This window comes from Streptomyces mirabilis, from assembly GCF_018310535.1.
In the GTDB taxonomy this organism is placed as follows: domain Bacteria; phylum Actinomycetota; class Actinomycetes; order Streptomycetales; family Streptomycetaceae; genus Streptomyces.
In genome coordinates, this window is sequence record NZ_CP074102.1 from 8,314,411 (window position 1) to 8,329,950 (window position 15,540).

The following is a 15,540-nucleotide window of genomic DNA, read 5'->3' on the forward strand; positions in this document are numbered from 1 at the left end:
GACACGGCCGAACAGGGCCGTTCAACAAGATCGTGTTACGAGCTCAAAGAATCAGTACTCGACTTCGCCATAACCGCTTAGCCGAAGTATGTGTTGAGGGCGGATAATTGCCCGCTCGGTGATGCTGGATACTGTTCCGCTTCCGGAAACGGTAACCAGACGACCCTCTGCCCCATATTTCTTCACGACGGGCTCGGATTGAGACTTCCAGACGTCCCACCGTTGCATTACCACGTGGCGGGTCTCGTCTTCGCACGTGACCGCAGCGGCGGTGAGGGAGCGCCCACCGCCTGGGTGACGCTCCCGCCCGGTACCACCGCCGTCGGCCATTCGGTCAACTGCGCCCCGTGGCAGGAGAACAACCCGGCCGCCGAGGCGAAAGGGCCGTACGTCTGCAGCCTGCCGGGCATCGTCGTGCCCAAGGGGCAGGTCACCAACTTCTCCTTGACCGTCCGGGTCGACGACGTGGTCACGCATGCCAAGGGCGGCGTCCAGCTGGTCTGGGGCCCGGACCCGGCCGACTCCCACCGGCCCGCTTTCGATCCGGACAGCCGCAACGACTCCGCCGTCCTCACCGTGAACTGAGCCACGGCCCACGGGCGGTGCCGGGCTGCTTCACCCCGTCATGGCCGAACGACCTCGGTGCGAGCCGTATGTCCTGCGCCTTTCGCTTCAGCCGGTCAGGCGCCCATGAAGAGCCGGGGAAGCTGCCCGACCGTCCCCAGAGCCGCGGCAGCCACCTGGGCCTGTCGAACCGAGCACCCGGGGCGGGTCGGGGGCAGCAACAACTCGGTCGGCGCCCGGAGTCCGTCGCCCCGGTCCGTGACGTCAAGACGCCCCCAGAACCACATGTTCTGGGGGCGTGCTTGGTTGCTCTGCTTCTTGGCGAGGCGGAGCTGGTTGACGCACCGCAGGTCCTGCCGGTACTTCACCGAAGCTTGCCGGTACCAGAACCGGCATTGCGACGTGTCGCCCGTCACCGGCCCGGTCACCTTGAGCCGGGCCATGTGATACCACTCGGCTGGTTTGTGGGCTTTCACGGTGAAGGTGGTCGACCGTTCCGGCAGTCCGGTGACGTCATCGAATGGTGACTTCACCGGGAGCACGCCGATCCCGTATCCGTAGATGTCGTCGGTGCTCACCACCTTGGTACTGGTGGGGTCTCGTATTCAACTGTCGCCAGATCTCCGCGGAGCTCAGTCTCGGCTGTCACCGTCAGTAATACCGGGCAACAGCGTGGTTCGAGCCGCGCCCGGGTGTCTCAGCAGTTGGCGCTGTAGCGGATACACCCGGGCGGGGGCGCGTGGTCGGTATTCCACTGGTGCTGTGAGGCCCCCAGTATCAGGCCAGCCAGGAGAGCCACCAGCAGGTGTGCGATCGCCGTCCAGGGGGCACGGAACAGTCCCGCGAGTACTGCCACGATGAGTACGGCGACCAACAGCACCCACACGCGATTGATGTGCGCGAGGGTTGCCGCGTCGACCTGCGCCTTGTCGCCTTGCGCTGCCCATACCTCCATGCCGAGGCCGAACATCCAGTCCAGCACCAGCCACGCGGTCTCCAGTAGGAGCAGCGGTATCGCGAGGGCAAGGTCCGCGCCCCGGCGTGTTCGGTGCGACCAGGGGCGCCAGCGATGCGGCGCTGGAAGGGGATTCGTCATGGCTGCAGGGTGCCGAGCCTGGTGGTGACGCGCATGAGTACGCGTACCCAATTCTGGGTCGGCGTGGAGCCAGGGGGTGGGTGACCCGCCCAGTATTGAACGTGTTCAGATTTAGTGAGAGCATCGCGCTCAACTGCTCCGGGGGGCGACGATGAAGCACAAGCCAGTGCGTGAGTGGGCGACGACCATAGGGGCGTCCGCTGAACTCCTCTCGGCATCCCTGTTGTGGGCGGCAGGGGTTGCTGTCGGCCCTTGGCTGCCAATCGTCATGGGCGTCCTGGATCTGACGGGCATTGCCCTCGTCCTGAGCATGCTGGTCTGCGGCTTTGTGCCTTCCTTGCTGTTGGGGGGGCTCCTCGGGCGTGCCCGTGCCTGGCGGCTGCTGGCAGCGTGCGGCGCTGTGGGGCCGTGCCTTTGGATTGCCGACTTCACGATCATGAGCGATCCCGATGTCCATACGGATGGCGCGGTGGTAGTCGCTGCCGTGGGATGTGTGATCTTCGTGCTCATCATCGCCCCTCTCATGGCGGGCGCAGTTGCAGGTCGGATCTGCAGTCGTCCCAGCGCAACTCAATGAGCTCTGGACTGCTGGGACATCGGGGAGCAGGAAGTCGGAGTCGACCGGCTCGGTGCCGACCTTCTGGAGCATCAGGTGCCGATCGTCGAGGTGGTCCACCGCAACCGCGTCGTCGAGGATTCGGTCAGCGATCGCCTCGGCGTTCAGCCCGTCGTGGAGGGCATGGGCGGCCAGTGTTCTGGCCCGCTCCAGGCCGGTGTCCAGCGTCAAGCCCGGCCCCTCGACCACACCGCCGGTGAGCATGACCAGTGCGGTGCCCTCCTCCAGGGTGAAGGTCTCCTCGAGGTAGTCGGTGCCTGACAGGACTCCCAGCACCGGAGACCGCCCGGCAGCTCGCGGATGTCGCTGCCGCCGTCCTCGCGTACACAGAGCAACGGCACATGGCCCGCGCCAGGCGGGCGAGGAACTCGACGATGTGGCGCGGGACATCGAGCGTGGCAGCATGGGTGACCAACGTGGGCCTCTGGTTCGGCGGACGACCTGGTAGTGAGAAGCGTCCTACCAGGGGCTTCACGGCCACCCGCGGCCGGGGGCTCCGGTGCGACCTGGCCATGCGCCCAGATCGCACACCCGGGCAAATGCGCTCCCCAGCGGACGGCCGGAGCGGGAGTAGCGCCGTGGGCGCTACGAGCAGAAGGCACGTTCTCGCCCTGGCTGCCAGTTGCTCTGTCGGGCTGGGGCCGCCGGCAGCCATTGCGCGAACAGTCCCTGGCCAGGCAAGATGCCCCGCATTGTTCGTGCGGCAGGGGTGGAACAGCTGTGAACCAGAAAGCCCGCAATGGCGGAGCGGAATCGTCGGGAATGGTCGGCCGAGTCCGCTATCGGGCTTCGTGGCAGCAGTCCCTGCCACTGGGTCTGATCCTCGGCGCCGCCGTGCTGATGCAGTTGGCGAACCCCTTGCTGTGGGCGCACCAGCGGCCCGGGCTGCCCGGCCTGCCGTTCGAGTCGCGGGTCCTGCCCCTGGTGCTGCCGTTCTTCGTCATGCTCGAACTGTGGGTGCTGAGCCGCTACGTCGGGGTAACCCTGACCCCTGAGGCGGTCGTCGTCCACAACCTGCGCCGCCGGACCATCCCGTGGACCAACGTCGCCGAGGTCGCGATCGAGCCGTTCACCGGCGGACGGCGGGTGGTCCTCTACGAGACGGATGGACGCCGCACCCCGCTACGAATGCCCAGCTCCGGTTTCCTGTCCCGCGACCGGCGGTTCGACGACAAGGTCGCGACCATCCGAAGCTGGTGGCTTGCCAACGGCGGCGCGGCCCAAGTCGAAGACACAGCTGGTGAACTCGGCGCCTGGGGGCATACCTACGGCCGGCTGCCCGAGCGACTGGGCATGCGACCTGCGCCGAGCCGGTCGGTGCCCACGGTCCTGCTGCTCGGCTGGCTTGCGGCTGATGCGGTGATGGCGGGGTTCGCCGAGGGGCCCGGCGCTGATCACCCGACGCTCCTCGGCCGCACGCTCGGCGCACTCGTCGCGATCTCGCTGCTGCTGGGCGCGGGCTTCCTGAGCTTCGGTAGAGGCGTCATCCTCACTGCCGACCACCTGGTCATACGAGGGCTGCGGCCCCGAACCGTTCCCTGGGACGAGATTCAAGGGATCGCCGTCGAGCGCCACCGCGGCGGGCGCAGGCTAGTCATCCTTGAAGCGAGCAGTCGCCGAACGCCATTGCCAGTACCGCGTGTCGGACGCGTGCTCTGGGACTCGGAGTTCGAAGCCAAGAGCCAGACGCTACGTCACTGGTGGCGCACTCACGCGGAGATTGGCACGACCCCGACCGAAGCGGCACTCCAACCCTCGGACCAGCCACCGCTCCTTCCCTACCGCGGACCGCGTCTGTGGCAGAAGGGAGTGCTGGCCCTGGCCTGCATCGTCCTCGGCTACGAGATCCTTCTGTCAGTTCTAGTCGGAGCTCTGTTCCTCACCGTCGGTCAGTGAGAAAACCTCAGTGCCGCGGAGAAGGTTGAATCGAACCTCGCGAGAATTCAAATGCCGAGATGAGGCGTGCAGAGTATCGGTTCTCGTCCCAAGCTCCGCGTCTCCACTGACGGTTCGAGGGTGTCGGGCACGCGGGCGCACGTTTGCCGGCGGATCTTGCCGATGCCACCGGTCTGACCACCGCCTGCTCCACTGCGTTCAGGGCGTTGCGACCGCGTGGCACCGGGCACGATCCAGGTCGGACCGCCACCGATCTCGCGGTGATGTTCGCCGACAGCGGTGGGGCGATAGCGGATCTGGCCGTGCTGCGGGACCAGGGCGGGGTATTCGGACCGGTCGCCTCCACGCCCACCGCCTGGCGGTTGCTCGCCGACACCGACGGGGCAGTACTCGCTTCGCTGCGAGCGGCCCGCGCCTCACTTCGGCTTCCATCCGCTGCAGTGTTTCCGCGCGAACATCGGCGAGGTCATGTCTGGCCGACTGCGGCCCGGCAACTCCGGAGCCAACACCGCCGACCATCACATCGCGGTGCTGGACGACGCCCTCGCACAGATCTCCTACGCTCACCGGTACGGCACCCAGATCCTGGTCCGCGCCGACTGCGCCGGATCCGCGAAAGCCTTCCTCACCCACTTCCGGACCTTGCGCGAGCACGGGCTGAACCTGCGGTTCTCGATCGGATACGCGGTCACCGAGCCAGTCGGTCGTGCGGTCGGTCGGCACCCGCATCACCGTGCGGCGCGAACGACCGCACCCTGGCGCCCAACTGTCCCTGTCGACCACGACGAGGGCCTGCGGCACCAGGTATTCCTTACCGGTACCCCTTACCCATCGCCTCGACCACCCAACAGTTGATGATCAACGCACCGTACGGCGAGTGCGGACAGCGCGGCGGCAGCCGTACGGGCGGCGGGAGTGAAGCGCACGACGGTTTTCCTCTCGAAGATCACGGACGGTTTGTGATCTTCGTAGCGAGCCGCATGCCGCCCGTCTGGCACATTGCCGTCGACGCACCCGTGCGGCTGGTAAGTCACACCGCCGCCAATGACCTCGCGCGGCCGCGGGGCTGGACCGCGCGCCGGTACGGGCATGGCCTAGTAGGGTTTCGATCGCCTCTGACAGGCCCCGCCGCCGGGACCGTGGCGCGCCGGAGGTTCGTCCCACGGTCTCACCCAGTCGGTGGCTGGATGTAGTCCTCCAGGCGCGCCACGGTGAATCCCTGTATTTGGATGCGCTTGAGCAGATTGCCGAACATCTCCGTCATCGTGGTGCCCTTGAGTTCCTTGGGTCCGCGGAAGTGGGCGAGGATGATGTCGCCGGGGCGCAGCTTCTTGTCCGCTTCCTGATACCGCAAGGTGGTGATCTGCATGGATTCCCGCCACCGGACGATCGCCCGGGGCCCGCATTCCCCCACCGCGGTCTTGGTGTCGTTGTTGTACGCGCCGTAGGGCGGGCGGAACAGCAGTGGTGCGGTGCCGTACTGATGGGTGAGGATCTTCTGGTCGCCGCATACTTCTTCCTTCTGGCGGGCCAACGGGATGGTGTTCATCGCGGGGTGGTGCAGGGTGTGGTTCTGGATGTGGTTGCCCATCGCCTGCAGTGGTTTGAAGTACCCGTAATCCGACTTGATGGTGTCGTTCATGAGGAACATCGTGATCGGAATCTTCAAGTCTCTTATCATCTCGATGAACTTGGGGTCTTTCTCTGCTCCGTCGTCGACCGTGATGAAGACGACCTTCTGTGAGGTCGGTAGGTGCGCGAAGACCGGGACGGTTCCGGTAGCGGAGAGTTTGACGGGCCTGTCCGCCGGGGGTTTTGGGGGCGCGGGCAGCGGCGTGAGACTCCACTTCTTCCAGGTGGTGGCGCTCGGTGCGTTGCTGGGGGCCGGCTGGCGCGAGGTGGCGGCCGGGCCGGTTGCGCTGCCACCCCCCGCGCCGCAGCCGCCGGCCGCCATGGCCGCAACGACCGCGCCCGTCAGCAATCTGTAGAACCCGCTCCGCCTGTTGTGCCGCTTCACCGCACCGGTCTTCCGTAAGTGCCGTGCCGTCCTTGACTCTGCTGGGAAAGGTACCCGGCCACGCGGGAGAGGGCGTTCATTGACCAGGCCGTGTACGCCGTCGCGCCAGTCCTCCGTGAACAGCAACTGCTCGATCCCCTCTCTGTCAGCCTTGAGTGAGACGTCCCGCTTCGTCGGGTTAGCCTGAGAGGGTACGACAGGAGAACCACCCCCTCATGACCAGCACCAAGCCCGCCGGATCCGATCCGGCTCCCCGGCCGAAGCGCCGCACTTTCAGTCCCGAGTACAAGCTGCGGATCGTGGCCGAGTACGACGCCGCGCCCAAGAACGAGAAGGGCGCGGTCCTGCGCCGCGAGCGGCTGTACCACTCCCATGTCAAGGAGTGGCGGGCCGCGCGGGATGCCGGGGCCCTGGAGAAGCTGGTCGACCAGCGCACCGGCCCGGCGAGGCCGAAGAAGTCTGCTGCCGTGGCGGAGAACGAGAAGCTGCGCCGCCAGGTGGAGCGTCTGGAGAAGGAACTGGCCCGGAACAAGGCCGCGTTGGAGGTCATGGGAAAAGCTTCCGCGCTCTTGGAAATGATCTCCGAGGGCGCGGACTGAACGCTGCCGTCGACCCGGTGGCCGACGACGCGTTCACCGGCATCGAGGGCGAGCTCGATATCACGGCCGCCTGCCGGCTGACCGGCCGCTCCAGAGCCACCCACTACCGTCGGCTGCGTCCGGCGCCGCCGCGCGGACCCCGCAAGCGGCAGGTCCAGCCCTCGGCTCTGACGGCCGAGGAGCGGGCTGCGGTCCTGGACCTGATGAACAGCGTCGAGTACGCCGAGTTGCCGCCCGCCCAGATCTGGGCCCGCGAGCTGGATGCCGGGCGCTACCACTGCTCCGTCTCCACGATGTACCGGATCCTGCGCGAGAAGGGGCAGTCCGGCGAGCGCCGAAGACAGACCACCCACCCGGCGAAGTCGGTGCCCGAACTGGTCGCCACCGGGCCCTCGCAGGTGTTCACCTGGGACATCACCAAGGCGGCCGGACCGGTCAAGGGCGTCTGGTTTCACGCCTACGTCATCCTCGACATCTTCAGCCGCTACATCGTCGGCCATACCGTCGAGCGGGCCGAATCAGCAGCGCGGGCCGAGGAGTTGATCCGCGAGACCATCGCCCGCAACGGCATCGTGCCCCAGACCGTGCACGCGGACCGCGGCACCTCGATGACCTCGAAGAAGGTCTCGCAGTTGCTGATCGACCTCGGCGTCACCCGGTCGCACTCGCGGCCGAAGACTTCCAACGACAACCCCTACAGCGAGGCCCAGTTCAAGACCACGAAGTACATGTCCGACTACCCCAATGCCGCGTAGTTAAGCGACCTGCGGCTTCGTCAAACTGCGCCCGTCGATGCCACGGACGTGACAACGGGACCTTCGTTAGGCAGAGAAGCCGACCAAGGTCTTCCCTCCCGAGAGGTCCCGTTGCCCGATCAGTGTGCCACCACCACGTTCACCGAGACCATCACCTGCGCGGCTGGCGCTTTCGCGCCCGGGCACCTCGGCGAGTTGACCCAGCATGTGCCGTTCGAACTGGCTGACGCCGTACTGGAGGAGACTCGGACCGGGCATCGTCGCCTGCGGCATCTCCCCTCACGCGTCGGCATCTACTTCCTCCTGGCTTTGGCGATGTTCCCGGCCCTGGGCTATGCGCGTGTCTGGGACAAGCTTGTCGTCGGCCTGCACGGACTGGCGCCGCACCGGCCGTCGGAGAAGGCACTACGCGATCTGCGGCGCCGTCTGGGGCCGGCTCCGTTGAAGGCGTTGTTCGACGCGGTGTCCGGGCCACTCGCCCGGCCAGGCACGAAGGGCACTTGCTACCGCTCCTGGCGCACGGTCGCCTTCGACGGCTGCAGTTCGCTCAAGGCCCCTGACCAGCCTCGGATCCGCAGTCTGTTCAGCAAGTCCAAGCACCGGTGGGGCATCTCCGGCTACCCGGCCCTGCGGTTGACGGCCCTGGTCGAGACCGGGACACGAGGCTTACTCGGCGCAGTCTTCGGCCCCACCAGCGTCGGCGAACCGACCCATGCCGCCCAGCTCATGCACCTCCTGTCACCAAAAATGCTCCTCCTGGCCGACCGTGGCTTCGACGGGAACAACTTCTATGCAGCCGTCGCCCGCAGCGGTGCTCAGCTGCTGGTCCGCCTCGGCCCGCACCGCAAGCCCGTCGTCCTGGAAGTCCTCGCCGACGGCTCCTACCTCACCCTGCTGGGCGGGCTCAAGCTCCGGGTCATTGAGGCGGACATCACCGTGACCCTTCGCGACGGGCAACGCGTGCACGACCGCTACCGTCTGGTCACCACACTGCTCGACCCCGGCAGCGACCCGGCGTCCGTGCTGGTGCGGCTCTACCATGAGCGGTGGGAGATCGAGTCGGCCTTCTATTCGCTGCGGCACACGCTGCTTCGCGGACGGGTCCTGCGGTCTTGCGACCCGTTCGGACTGGAGCAGGAACTGTGGGCGACCTTGGCCTTCTACCAGGTTCTCCGCAGGGCCATGGTCGAGGCCGCCGAGGCCGCGTCGGGGACTGATCCCGACCGCGTGAGCTTCACCGTGGCCCTCGAAGCAGCGCGGGACCAGCTCACCGCGGCGCGAGGCATCCTGCCCGCCGAAGACAGCAGCGGGTGCTCGGGACGCATCGGCCAAGCCGTACTCGCCAACCTGCTGCCGGCCCGGCGCCCCCGCGTCAGCGCCCGCAAGGTGAAGTGCCCCATGACCCGATACCCCGGCAACCCCGTCGACCCCCGCCCGGCGATCAGCCAGGACATCACTGCCCTGGACATCGCGGTCCATCAGGCGGTCATGCCACCGCCCGCTCCTACCCGCCCATCCCTCACTCCGGGCCGCAAGACGCTCGTGCTCGACCTCCTGCGAACCGATCCCGAACGACCCTGGCGGTCACAGGAGATCGCCGAAGCGATCGCCTGCTCCAACATCAAGAGCCTATGGACACAGCTCTCGACCTGGGTGAAAGACGGGATGCTCCGCAAGATCGCCAAGGACACCTACGCCCTCGTCCCGGACTGGGCATGATGTGACGAGCCGCATCCCGCCGCCCATTTGACGAAACCGCAGGTCGCTTAACTACGCGGCATTGCCGACTACCCAGAACGGTTCGACTCGCTCGCCCACGCCCGCGACTGGTTCGACGCGTTCATCGCGTACTACAACCACGAGCACCGGCACTCGGGCATCGGCTGGCACACACCGGCCAGCGTGCACTTCGGCACCGCCGAGGAGGTCCGCGACCAGCGGGCCGTCACCCTCGCCGAGGCATACGCCCGCCACCCCGAACGCTTCGGCCGCCGCCCCCGACCACCCCGGATACCCCAGCAGGCATGGATCAACGACCCGGCCAAGCGCAGGGAACCCGCACCACAAATCTCATAGCCTCACGACCGTCTCACTGGACTTGAAATCTTCCGATCGCACTCCCCGGCGCGGCGCCGCCGGCCGAGGTGGCGATGCGGGCGACAGCGTCCGGGCAGTGAGAAGCCCTGGCTGGACGGGGGAGACCAGCCAGGGCTTCAGCCAGGATTGTCCCATGGGCTGGAGGTGAGGCCCGGGGGCACCGCCCCTCCGCAGTCACAAATGAATACTCAACCACCCTTGGTTGTTCCACCTTTGGCATGGAGCACCGCGTGATGTGGGGGCACGGTCAGCGGCTTTACGGCGACACGGCGCAGGTCCAGAAGGCGATGGGTGCGGCTCTCCTGAAGTGACCTGTTGGCCGGCGTAGTTGTGGGTCGATCTGCCGCGATGGCGCGGTGGCTTCTACCGTTTCGGGTCGGAGCGAGGTGGCTGTCGGGTGAGTTCGCTGATCGAAGAGCTGTATCGGCGGGAGGCGGCTGCGAGGGACGAAGCGGCCGGGCTGCGCCGTGAGATCGACGGACGCGACGGGTGACGGGCGGATCCGCCTGGGGAAATGAGCGGCAGGGTACCCCTGGTACGCGGTACGGTGCGCCGATGTCAGCGATCAAGAAGTTCCAAGTCACCTTTGACTGCGCAGAACCTGAGCGCCTCGCTCGCTTCTGGTGTGAAGTGTTGGGGTACGTCATACCGCCGCCACCGGAGGGGTTCACCACCTGGGACGATTTCAACCGCACCCTGCCTCCTGAGAAGCAGGGATCATGGTTCGCCTGCAGTGATCCCTCAGGCGTGGGCCCGCGCCTGTACTTCCAGCGCGTCCCCGAGGGCAAGATCGTTAAGAATCGGGTGCATCTCGACGTCCGGGCCGGCACCGGGCTCGTGGGGGACGAGCGCCTCGCCACGCTCGAAGCCGAGTGCGCACGACTGGTCGCGCTCGGCGCGACCCACGTGCAAACGCTGTATGCCGATGAGGAAAACGAGTCGTGCATCCCGATGCTGGACATCGAGGGCAACGAGTTCTGTATCGACTGAGCACTCTCCGAGCCGGGGGAGGTGGGGAGCCGCCTCCCTTGGGCCTCTCTGGTCTCGTATGGGGAGGGAGTTACCCCGTGAGGGCGAGGTTGTGCATCCGGGCGATGCCGAGCAAGGCGGTGTGAACGCCGTCGCCTTTCAGACGGCAGTCACGAAGGATCTTCCATGCCTTCATCCGTGCGAAGACGTGCTCGACGTGGGCCCGGACCTTGCGGTGGGAGTCGCTGTGCTCCTCTTTCCAAGCTGGCAGTTCGGTCTGGCCGCGTTCACGGCGGTGCGGGATGAGTAGGCCGGTGCCCCGATAGCCGCCGTCCGCGATGACCGTAGCCCGGCCGACGGCGGCCTTCGCACCGGAAGGTCCCATGCCTTGCAATCATTGCGGTTGCCCGCGACCGGTCGGCCGGCTTCGACACCCCGAACAGCGGGGCGAGCTGCCTCCGCGTCAAGTTCGTACGCCAGTAGGCCGCTACCAGCAGGATCCGGTCCGCCAGAGTCAGCCTCCACGGCCGCCCCTTGCGCACCTGGTCCGTACCTTCGCTCCGCATCGCAGTGACGAGCTTGCCGAACTGCCGCGGGCTCAGACCCATGTGTGAAAGGGAGGACAGCCCTTAGATTCGAAGGTGCCAACCAAACGTCCCCGGAGAGAAGAGCCCCGTGGAACGGTACGACGCACCCTCGACAGCCGACCCCTTTGACCGTTCAACTCGTTTGTTCCCCTGGCTCGTTGTTGCCTCACCAGCCCGGTGAGTGCCGGCCTGCACCACGATGAGCTGGAAGGACTCCTTGACCTGCGAGGCCGCGACGTCCTGCGGCAATTCCTGTCGGACCACCTGGAACTGCGGGCCCGGCGGGAGGAGGATGCAGTCGGGGCCTGCCCGCACCCGCCACCCGGCCGTGTCCGGCACGCCCGAACAACCCCAGCCACACGAAGCCCTCGGCCACCGGTCGCTCACACGAACCGGCCGAAGACTTCGTCGTGCCTGGGGCATGATGGCCCCTCAGCAACAGCAGTCCCAGGGGACCACGCGCATCCGTAGCGCCACCCGCAACAACAGCCATATCGGCCCACAGGCATTCCGCGGCTGTCACCATGGCGTCCATGGAAAGCGAACTGCCACCGGGCCAGCCTCCGCGAGTCCTCAACCCTCTCTGGATCATCGCGCTCTTCCTGGGGCTCTCCGAGACCACCGTGGGAATCGCCACTGCTCTATCAAGCGGCTGGGTCCAAGGGCTGCTCGCGGTGTTCGCAGTCGCGTTTCCCGTCCTGGTCTCCGCCGTATTCTTCTTCATATTGTGGCAGCGGCCGGAGGTGCTCTACGCACCCGGGGATTTCCCCGAGCACGTGTCGATCAGCACCTACGTGGACGGCATGCGCCGACGAGCGGCAGCAGATCCCGATACCATCCAAGTGGTCGTCAACGACATGCTGCGGACCGTGCTGCCCGCCGCTTTGAGCAGCGCCTCGGATGCCTCAGACGTGGTGGAGGAGACGTTGGCCAATGCCAACCAGGTCCTCGTGGAGCGCACTCTGAGCGTCGATATCAGCCCCATAACGGGAGTTCCGGGAGACCTGTTCCGTTCCACGGTCTACAGCACGCAGACAGTGAGCGATTTCCTTGATTCCCTCTGGGAGCACCTCAGGGACTTCGTCGCGCCGTTCAGATATGGCCGGGACTGGGTTCTGGTCGATCAGCAGAACAACAAGCCACTCAGGAACCTGGGGTCCTATTGGTCCGAGAGGAACGACACGGAGGCCGACTACAGGCTCCTCGGTGGCGTGGGCATTACCCCTGCGTCCCAGCTCATCGCGACGCGCCGCTGACCACTGTCTGCGGGGGCAGACTCCGCTCCCGAATCAAATCCTGCACATTTCCCAGCTCAGCCAGTCTGGTCGGGGAGGGAGACCTCTGGGTTCAGTATCCGTCACCGTCGCTGAAACTGACGTCGGGCTGCAGTGGCCCGCACCTTTCCGGGGAGATCACCCGTCGGGCCGAAGTCCCGGGACCGGTGGGGCTCCGGACATCCGCGTGCGACCGGGCTCGGCGCACAGGAGGAGAGTGACCTGCTCGGCCCGGCGGCTCCTCATGGTGTGCTGTCGACGTCCATGGCCGCCGGATTCAGTGACTCCAGGAGTTTCAGGAGCAGTGAGTGGGCCTGTTCCTGCTCCGTCGGTGTGAGTACTTCCAGGGCTTCGGCGTGGGTGGCGTCCACGGCGGCGCCGGCCTCGGCCGCGAGCCGCAGGCCGGCCTCGGTGGCGTGCAAGCGGTGAGTGCGTCTGTCGCCGGGGGCGGTACGGCGTTCCAGAAGCCCGCGTGCGACGAGTCCGTTGACCGCGGTGCCCATGGACTGGGGGGTGATGGCCGCTCTGCGTGCGGCGGTCGCGCTGGTGACGCCCGGGTCGAAGGCGGCCTGGATCAGGGCGCTGTTCTGGGCGAGGGTCAGGTGGAAGGGGCGCAGGGTGCGCTCGATCCGGGTCGCCATGATCTGGCCGATCTGCCAGGCCACGTATCCGGTACGCCGGTCGGGATGTTTCACGTGGCGGACCCCTTTTGTAAGGCAGCTGATTGTGGTGTACAACAGATTATCAGTTGGCTTCCATTCTTCCTATTCTTCGAGGATCCTGCCTCCAATGTCCCAGCACGCCTCCGCCCGACAGCACCACAAGCACGCCCTGGACGTGGCCCATCCGCCGCCGCGCCCCGGGACCCCGCGCGCCGTCCTGGTGCCCGTGGCGGTCGTCCTGCTGATCGGCACCGTGTTCGTCAGCGTCTATCTCGCCGCCTTCCACGCACCGCGCCCCCATGAGCTGCGGGTGGGCACCACGGAGATCGGCACCCACCAGGCCCAGCTGCGCCAGGACCTCGCACACGCCGTTCCGGACGGCTTCACCCTGGAGACCTACCCCGACGAATCCACCGCCCGGCACGCCGTGCAGGACCGGTCCGTGTACGCGGCCTACCTCGGCAAGGGGGACCTGCTCTACGGCAGTGCCAACGGAGCCGCTGTCACCGCCACAGTGACCACCGCGTTCGGCTCCGTGGCCCGCGCGGAACACCACCGCCTCTCCGTCGAGGACGTCGCCCCGGCGTCAGTGGGGGACACCCGGGGGCTGTCCGTCTTCTACGCGGCCTTCGGCCTGGTACTGGCCGGATACCTCTTCGGCATGACCACCTACCAGCTCGCCCCCCGCCTCCAGTACCGCTGGCGGATGGCCAGCCTGGCCCTGTTCGGCGTGGCCGGCGGCGTCCTGGTCGCCGTCATCGCCGGCAGCACCGGCTTCGGCGCCCTGCCCGGTCCCTTCCTGCCCCTCGCCCTCGTTGTCGCGCTGATGGGCGCCGCGGTCGGCGGCACGACCATGGTGCTGCTGCGTCTGTTCGGCTCCGCCGGCGTCAGTCTCGCCTCGATCCTTCTGCTGATTCTCGGCAACAGCAGCAGCGGCGGCATCATGCCCGCCGCCTACCTCCCCGCCTGGCTGCGCCCGCTGTCCGAGATCCTGCCCGTCGGGGTCGGCGTCCGCGCCATGCAGGGGCTCTCCCGCTTCCAGGACGACGGCCTGACCCGCGCCCTGGTGATTCTCCCGCTGTGGGTGCTGGGCGCCGCCGCCGTGCTCTACCTCAAGGACGTCTTCCGGCGCGAGACCCCGAGCCTCGTGCGGGACACGGCCGAGCCCCAGCCCGCAGCGGCCTGACAACGGAGGCGATCAGCCTGCCGTACGAAGAGCGCGTCCCTCTGGATGCGCGGCCGGCCGGCGCGAACGACTCGGCGCAGGCACCAAGGCCCGAGCCGGACGCCCGGACGCCCGGCCGGTGACGGTGAACGCGTGGGTCAGCTGCCGAGGCCGTGGCCGTGGCCGAGGTCCTCGATGAGCCCGGGGTGGACCGGCTGCCAGCCCAGCAGTTCACGGGTCAACGCGTTCGAGGCAGACATGTCGAGCCCGAGGATGCGGGCCAGGAAGCCGAAGTGGGCGGCGGCGTCCTCGTCCGCTACGGCGGCCACGGGCACGTTCGCCTTGCGGCCGACGACCTCGGCGATGGCGCGGATGGTCACGCCCTCCTCGCCGACGCCGTGCAGCACCGATCCCGCCGGTGCCTTCTCCACGGCCAGGCGGAACAGGCGCGCGACATCGAGTCGGTGGGCCGAGGGCCAGCGGTTGGACCCGTCGCCGAGGTAGCCGGAGACGCCCTTCTCGCGGGCGATGGCGGTCAGTTGAGCGACCATGTCGCACCGGCTCCGGTCGTGGACCGTCGGCGCGAGCCGCACGAGGGACGAGCGCACGCCGCCCTCCGCGAGCGCTAGCGCGGCCCGGCCGCCGGCGCTGCGGGGGCTCGGCGAGGCGGCGGCCCGCGGGTCGCCCTCGGCCCCCACGGGTCCCCCGCCGGCGACGACCAGCGGCCGGTCCGAGCCCTCAAGGGCGTCCCCGAACGCCTCGATGGCGCGCAACTCGGCGCCCGCCGCGGCCTCGTGCTGCGACAAGTCGTGGTTGAACGCCAGATGGACGACTCCCTCGGCCTCGGCGGCGCCGGCGCGCAGGCCGTCGAGGTCCTCCAACGTGCCACGGCGTACCGCGGCGCCGACGGCGGACAGGGCGGCCGCCGAGGCATCCGAGCGAGCGAGCCCGACGACCTCATGCCCGGCGTCGATGAGATCGGACACGAGGACGGAACCGATGAACCCGGACGCGCCGGTGACGAACACACGCATGGCGGTGCACTCCTTGGATGAACGGAATCGGAAGGAATCGGACGAACTTAAGCGTGATCATGCGAAATCGGAATGAATTGGGCGGAGGGGAAACGAGGACCGGCCCGATGGGGCGCTCAGCCGGCGCTCGGCCGGCGCCCGCCCGGTGATCCCACTCTGCGGCGACCTCGCACGCCAGGTCCAATGAATGCTTCGCAAGGGGCGATACG

At 67.6% G+C, this 15,540-nt stretch carries 15 protein-coding genes and 3 pseudogenes; 11 read left to right on the forward strand and 7 right to left on the reverse strand.

All coding sequences use genetic code 11. The features are described from left to right. Nucleotides 1–234 precede the first annotated feature (234 nt). Nucleotides 235–585 (forward strand): hypothetical protein, encoded by a 351-nt coding sequence (locus tag SMIR_RS36870; protein ID WP_212727998.1) that lies wholly within the window; start codon nt 235–237, stop codon nt 583–585. Between the two features lie 95 nt (nt 586–680). Here SMIR_RS36870 and SMIR_RS36875 read toward each other — a convergent pair whose 3' ends face one another. Next, nucleotides 681–1,142 (reverse strand): hypothetical protein, encoded by a 462-nt coding sequence (locus tag SMIR_RS36875; RefSeq protein ID WP_212727999.1) that lies wholly within the window; start codon nt 1,140–1,142, stop codon nt 681–683. 119 nt (nt 1,143–1,261) lie between these two features. Beyond that, a complete protein-coding gene (locus tag SMIR_RS36880) occupies nt 1,262–1,660 on the reverse strand; it encodes a DUF6234 family protein (protein ID WP_248002805.1) in 399 nt (132 codons plus the stop codon). A gap of 151 nt (nt 1,661–1,811) precedes the next feature. Between SMIR_RS36880 and SMIR_RS36885 the strand changes: the two genes are divergently transcribed. Next, complete coding sequence (locus SMIR_RS36885) at nt 1,812–2,237, forward strand: hypothetical protein (protein WP_212728000.1); 426 nt, start codon at nt 1,812–1,814, stop codon at nt 2,235–2,237. A 141-nt stretch (nt 2,238–2,378) separates the two neighbouring features. Here the strand turns inward: SMIR_RS36885 and SMIR_RS45045 are convergent. Then, nucleotides 2,379–2,681: pseudogene (locus tag SMIR_RS45045) on the reverse strand (SpoIIE family protein phosphatase); the annotation flags it as partial. 315 nt (nt 2,682–2,996) lie between these two features. On the opposite strand from SMIR_RS45045, the gene SMIR_RS36895 reads away from it, so the two are divergent. Both SMIR_RS36895 and SMIR_RS36900 read left to right on the forward strand, forming a co-directional pair. Further along, on the forward strand, nt 2,997–4,172 hold the full coding sequence (locus SMIR_RS36895) for a hypothetical protein (protein ID WP_212728001.1): 1,176 nt from the start codon (nt 2,997–2,999) through the stop codon (nt 4,170–4,172). Between the two features lie 66 nt (nt 4,173–4,238). After that, a pseudogene (locus SMIR_RS36900) lies at nt 4,239–4,997 on the forward strand (transposase family protein); the annotation flags it as partial. A 343-nt stretch (nt 4,998–5,340) separates the two neighbouring features. Here SMIR_RS36900 and SMIR_RS36905 read toward each other — a convergent pair. Further along, a complete protein-coding gene (locus tag SMIR_RS36905) occupies nt 5,341–6,189 on the reverse strand; it encodes a polysaccharide deacetylase family protein (protein WP_249938544.1) in 849 nt (282 codons plus the stop codon). A 215-nt stretch (nt 6,190–6,404) separates the two neighbouring features. Between SMIR_RS36905 and SMIR_RS36910 the strand changes: the two genes are divergently transcribed. From SMIR_RS36910 to SMIR_RS36930, 5 genes are all read left to right on the forward strand, one after another. Continuing rightward, nucleotides 6,405–6,788, forward strand: a complete 384-nt coding sequence (locus SMIR_RS36910; protein WP_212728002.1) for a hypothetical protein — start codon at nt 6,405–6,407, stop codon at nt 6,786–6,788. Nucleotides 6,789–6,805: 17 nt separating this feature from the next. After that, complete coding sequence (locus tag SMIR_RS36915; protein WP_212728003.1) at nt 6,806–7,543, forward strand: DDE-type integrase/transposase/recombinase; 738 nt, start codon at nt 6,806–6,808, stop codon at nt 7,541–7,543. 111 nt (nt 7,544–7,654) lie between these two features. Beyond that, nucleotides 7,655–9,262 (forward strand): IS4 family transposase, encoded by a 1,608-nt coding sequence (locus SMIR_RS36920; RefSeq protein WP_248002767.1) that lies wholly within the window; start codon nt 7,655–7,657, stop codon nt 9,260–9,262. 60 nt (nt 9,263–9,322) lie between these two features. Further along, the gene (locus SMIR_RS45165) at nt 9,323–9,619 is read left to right on the forward strand and encodes an integrase core domain-containing protein (protein ID WP_168500811.1); all 297 of its coding nucleotides are present in this window, start codon (nt 9,323–9,325) and stop codon (nt 9,617–9,619) included. 576 nt (nt 9,620–10,195) lie between these two features. Beyond that, the gene (locus SMIR_RS36930) at nt 10,196–10,630 is read left to right on the forward strand and encodes a VOC family protein (protein WP_168489401.1); all 435 of its coding nucleotides are present in this window, start codon (nt 10,196–10,198) and stop codon (nt 10,628–10,630) included. Nucleotides 10,631–10,700: 70 nt separating this feature from the next. Here SMIR_RS36930 and SMIR_RS36935 read toward each other — a convergent pair. Next, nucleotides 10,701–11,217, reverse strand: a pseudogene (locus tag SMIR_RS36935) (transposase). Nucleotides 11,218–11,729: 512 nt separating this feature from the next. On the opposite strand from SMIR_RS36935, the gene SMIR_RS36940 reads away from it, so the two are divergent. Further along, on the forward strand, nt 11,730–12,452 hold the full coding sequence (locus SMIR_RS36940) for a hypothetical protein (protein ID WP_212728004.1): 723 nt from the start codon (nt 11,730–11,732) through the stop codon (nt 12,450–12,452). A gap of 260 nt (nt 12,453–12,712) precedes the next feature. Here the strand turns inward: SMIR_RS36940 and SMIR_RS36945 are convergent, their stop codons facing one another. Continuing rightward, nucleotides 12,713–13,165, reverse strand: a complete 453-nt coding sequence (locus SMIR_RS36945; protein ID WP_168489395.1) for a MarR family winged helix-turn-helix transcriptional regulator — start codon at nt 13,163–13,165, stop codon at nt 12,713–12,715. A 94-nt stretch (nt 13,166–13,259) separates the two neighbouring features. Here SMIR_RS36945 and SMIR_RS36950 point away from each other — a divergent pair, with 94 nt between their 5' ends. After that, nucleotides 13,260–14,318: an ABC transporter permease gene (locus SMIR_RS36950; protein ID WP_168489393.1), complete on the forward strand. Its 1,059-nt coding sequence runs from the start codon at nt 13,260–13,262 to the stop codon at nt 14,316–14,318. Between the two features lie 137 nt (nt 14,319–14,455). Here SMIR_RS36950 and SMIR_RS36955 read toward each other — a convergent pair whose 3' ends face one another. Then, nucleotides 14,456–15,331: an SDR family oxidoreductase gene (locus tag SMIR_RS36955; protein ID WP_212728005.1), complete on the reverse strand. Its 876-nt coding sequence runs from the start codon at nt 15,329–15,331 to the stop codon at nt 14,456–14,458. Nucleotides 15,332–15,540 lie beyond the last annotated feature (209 nt).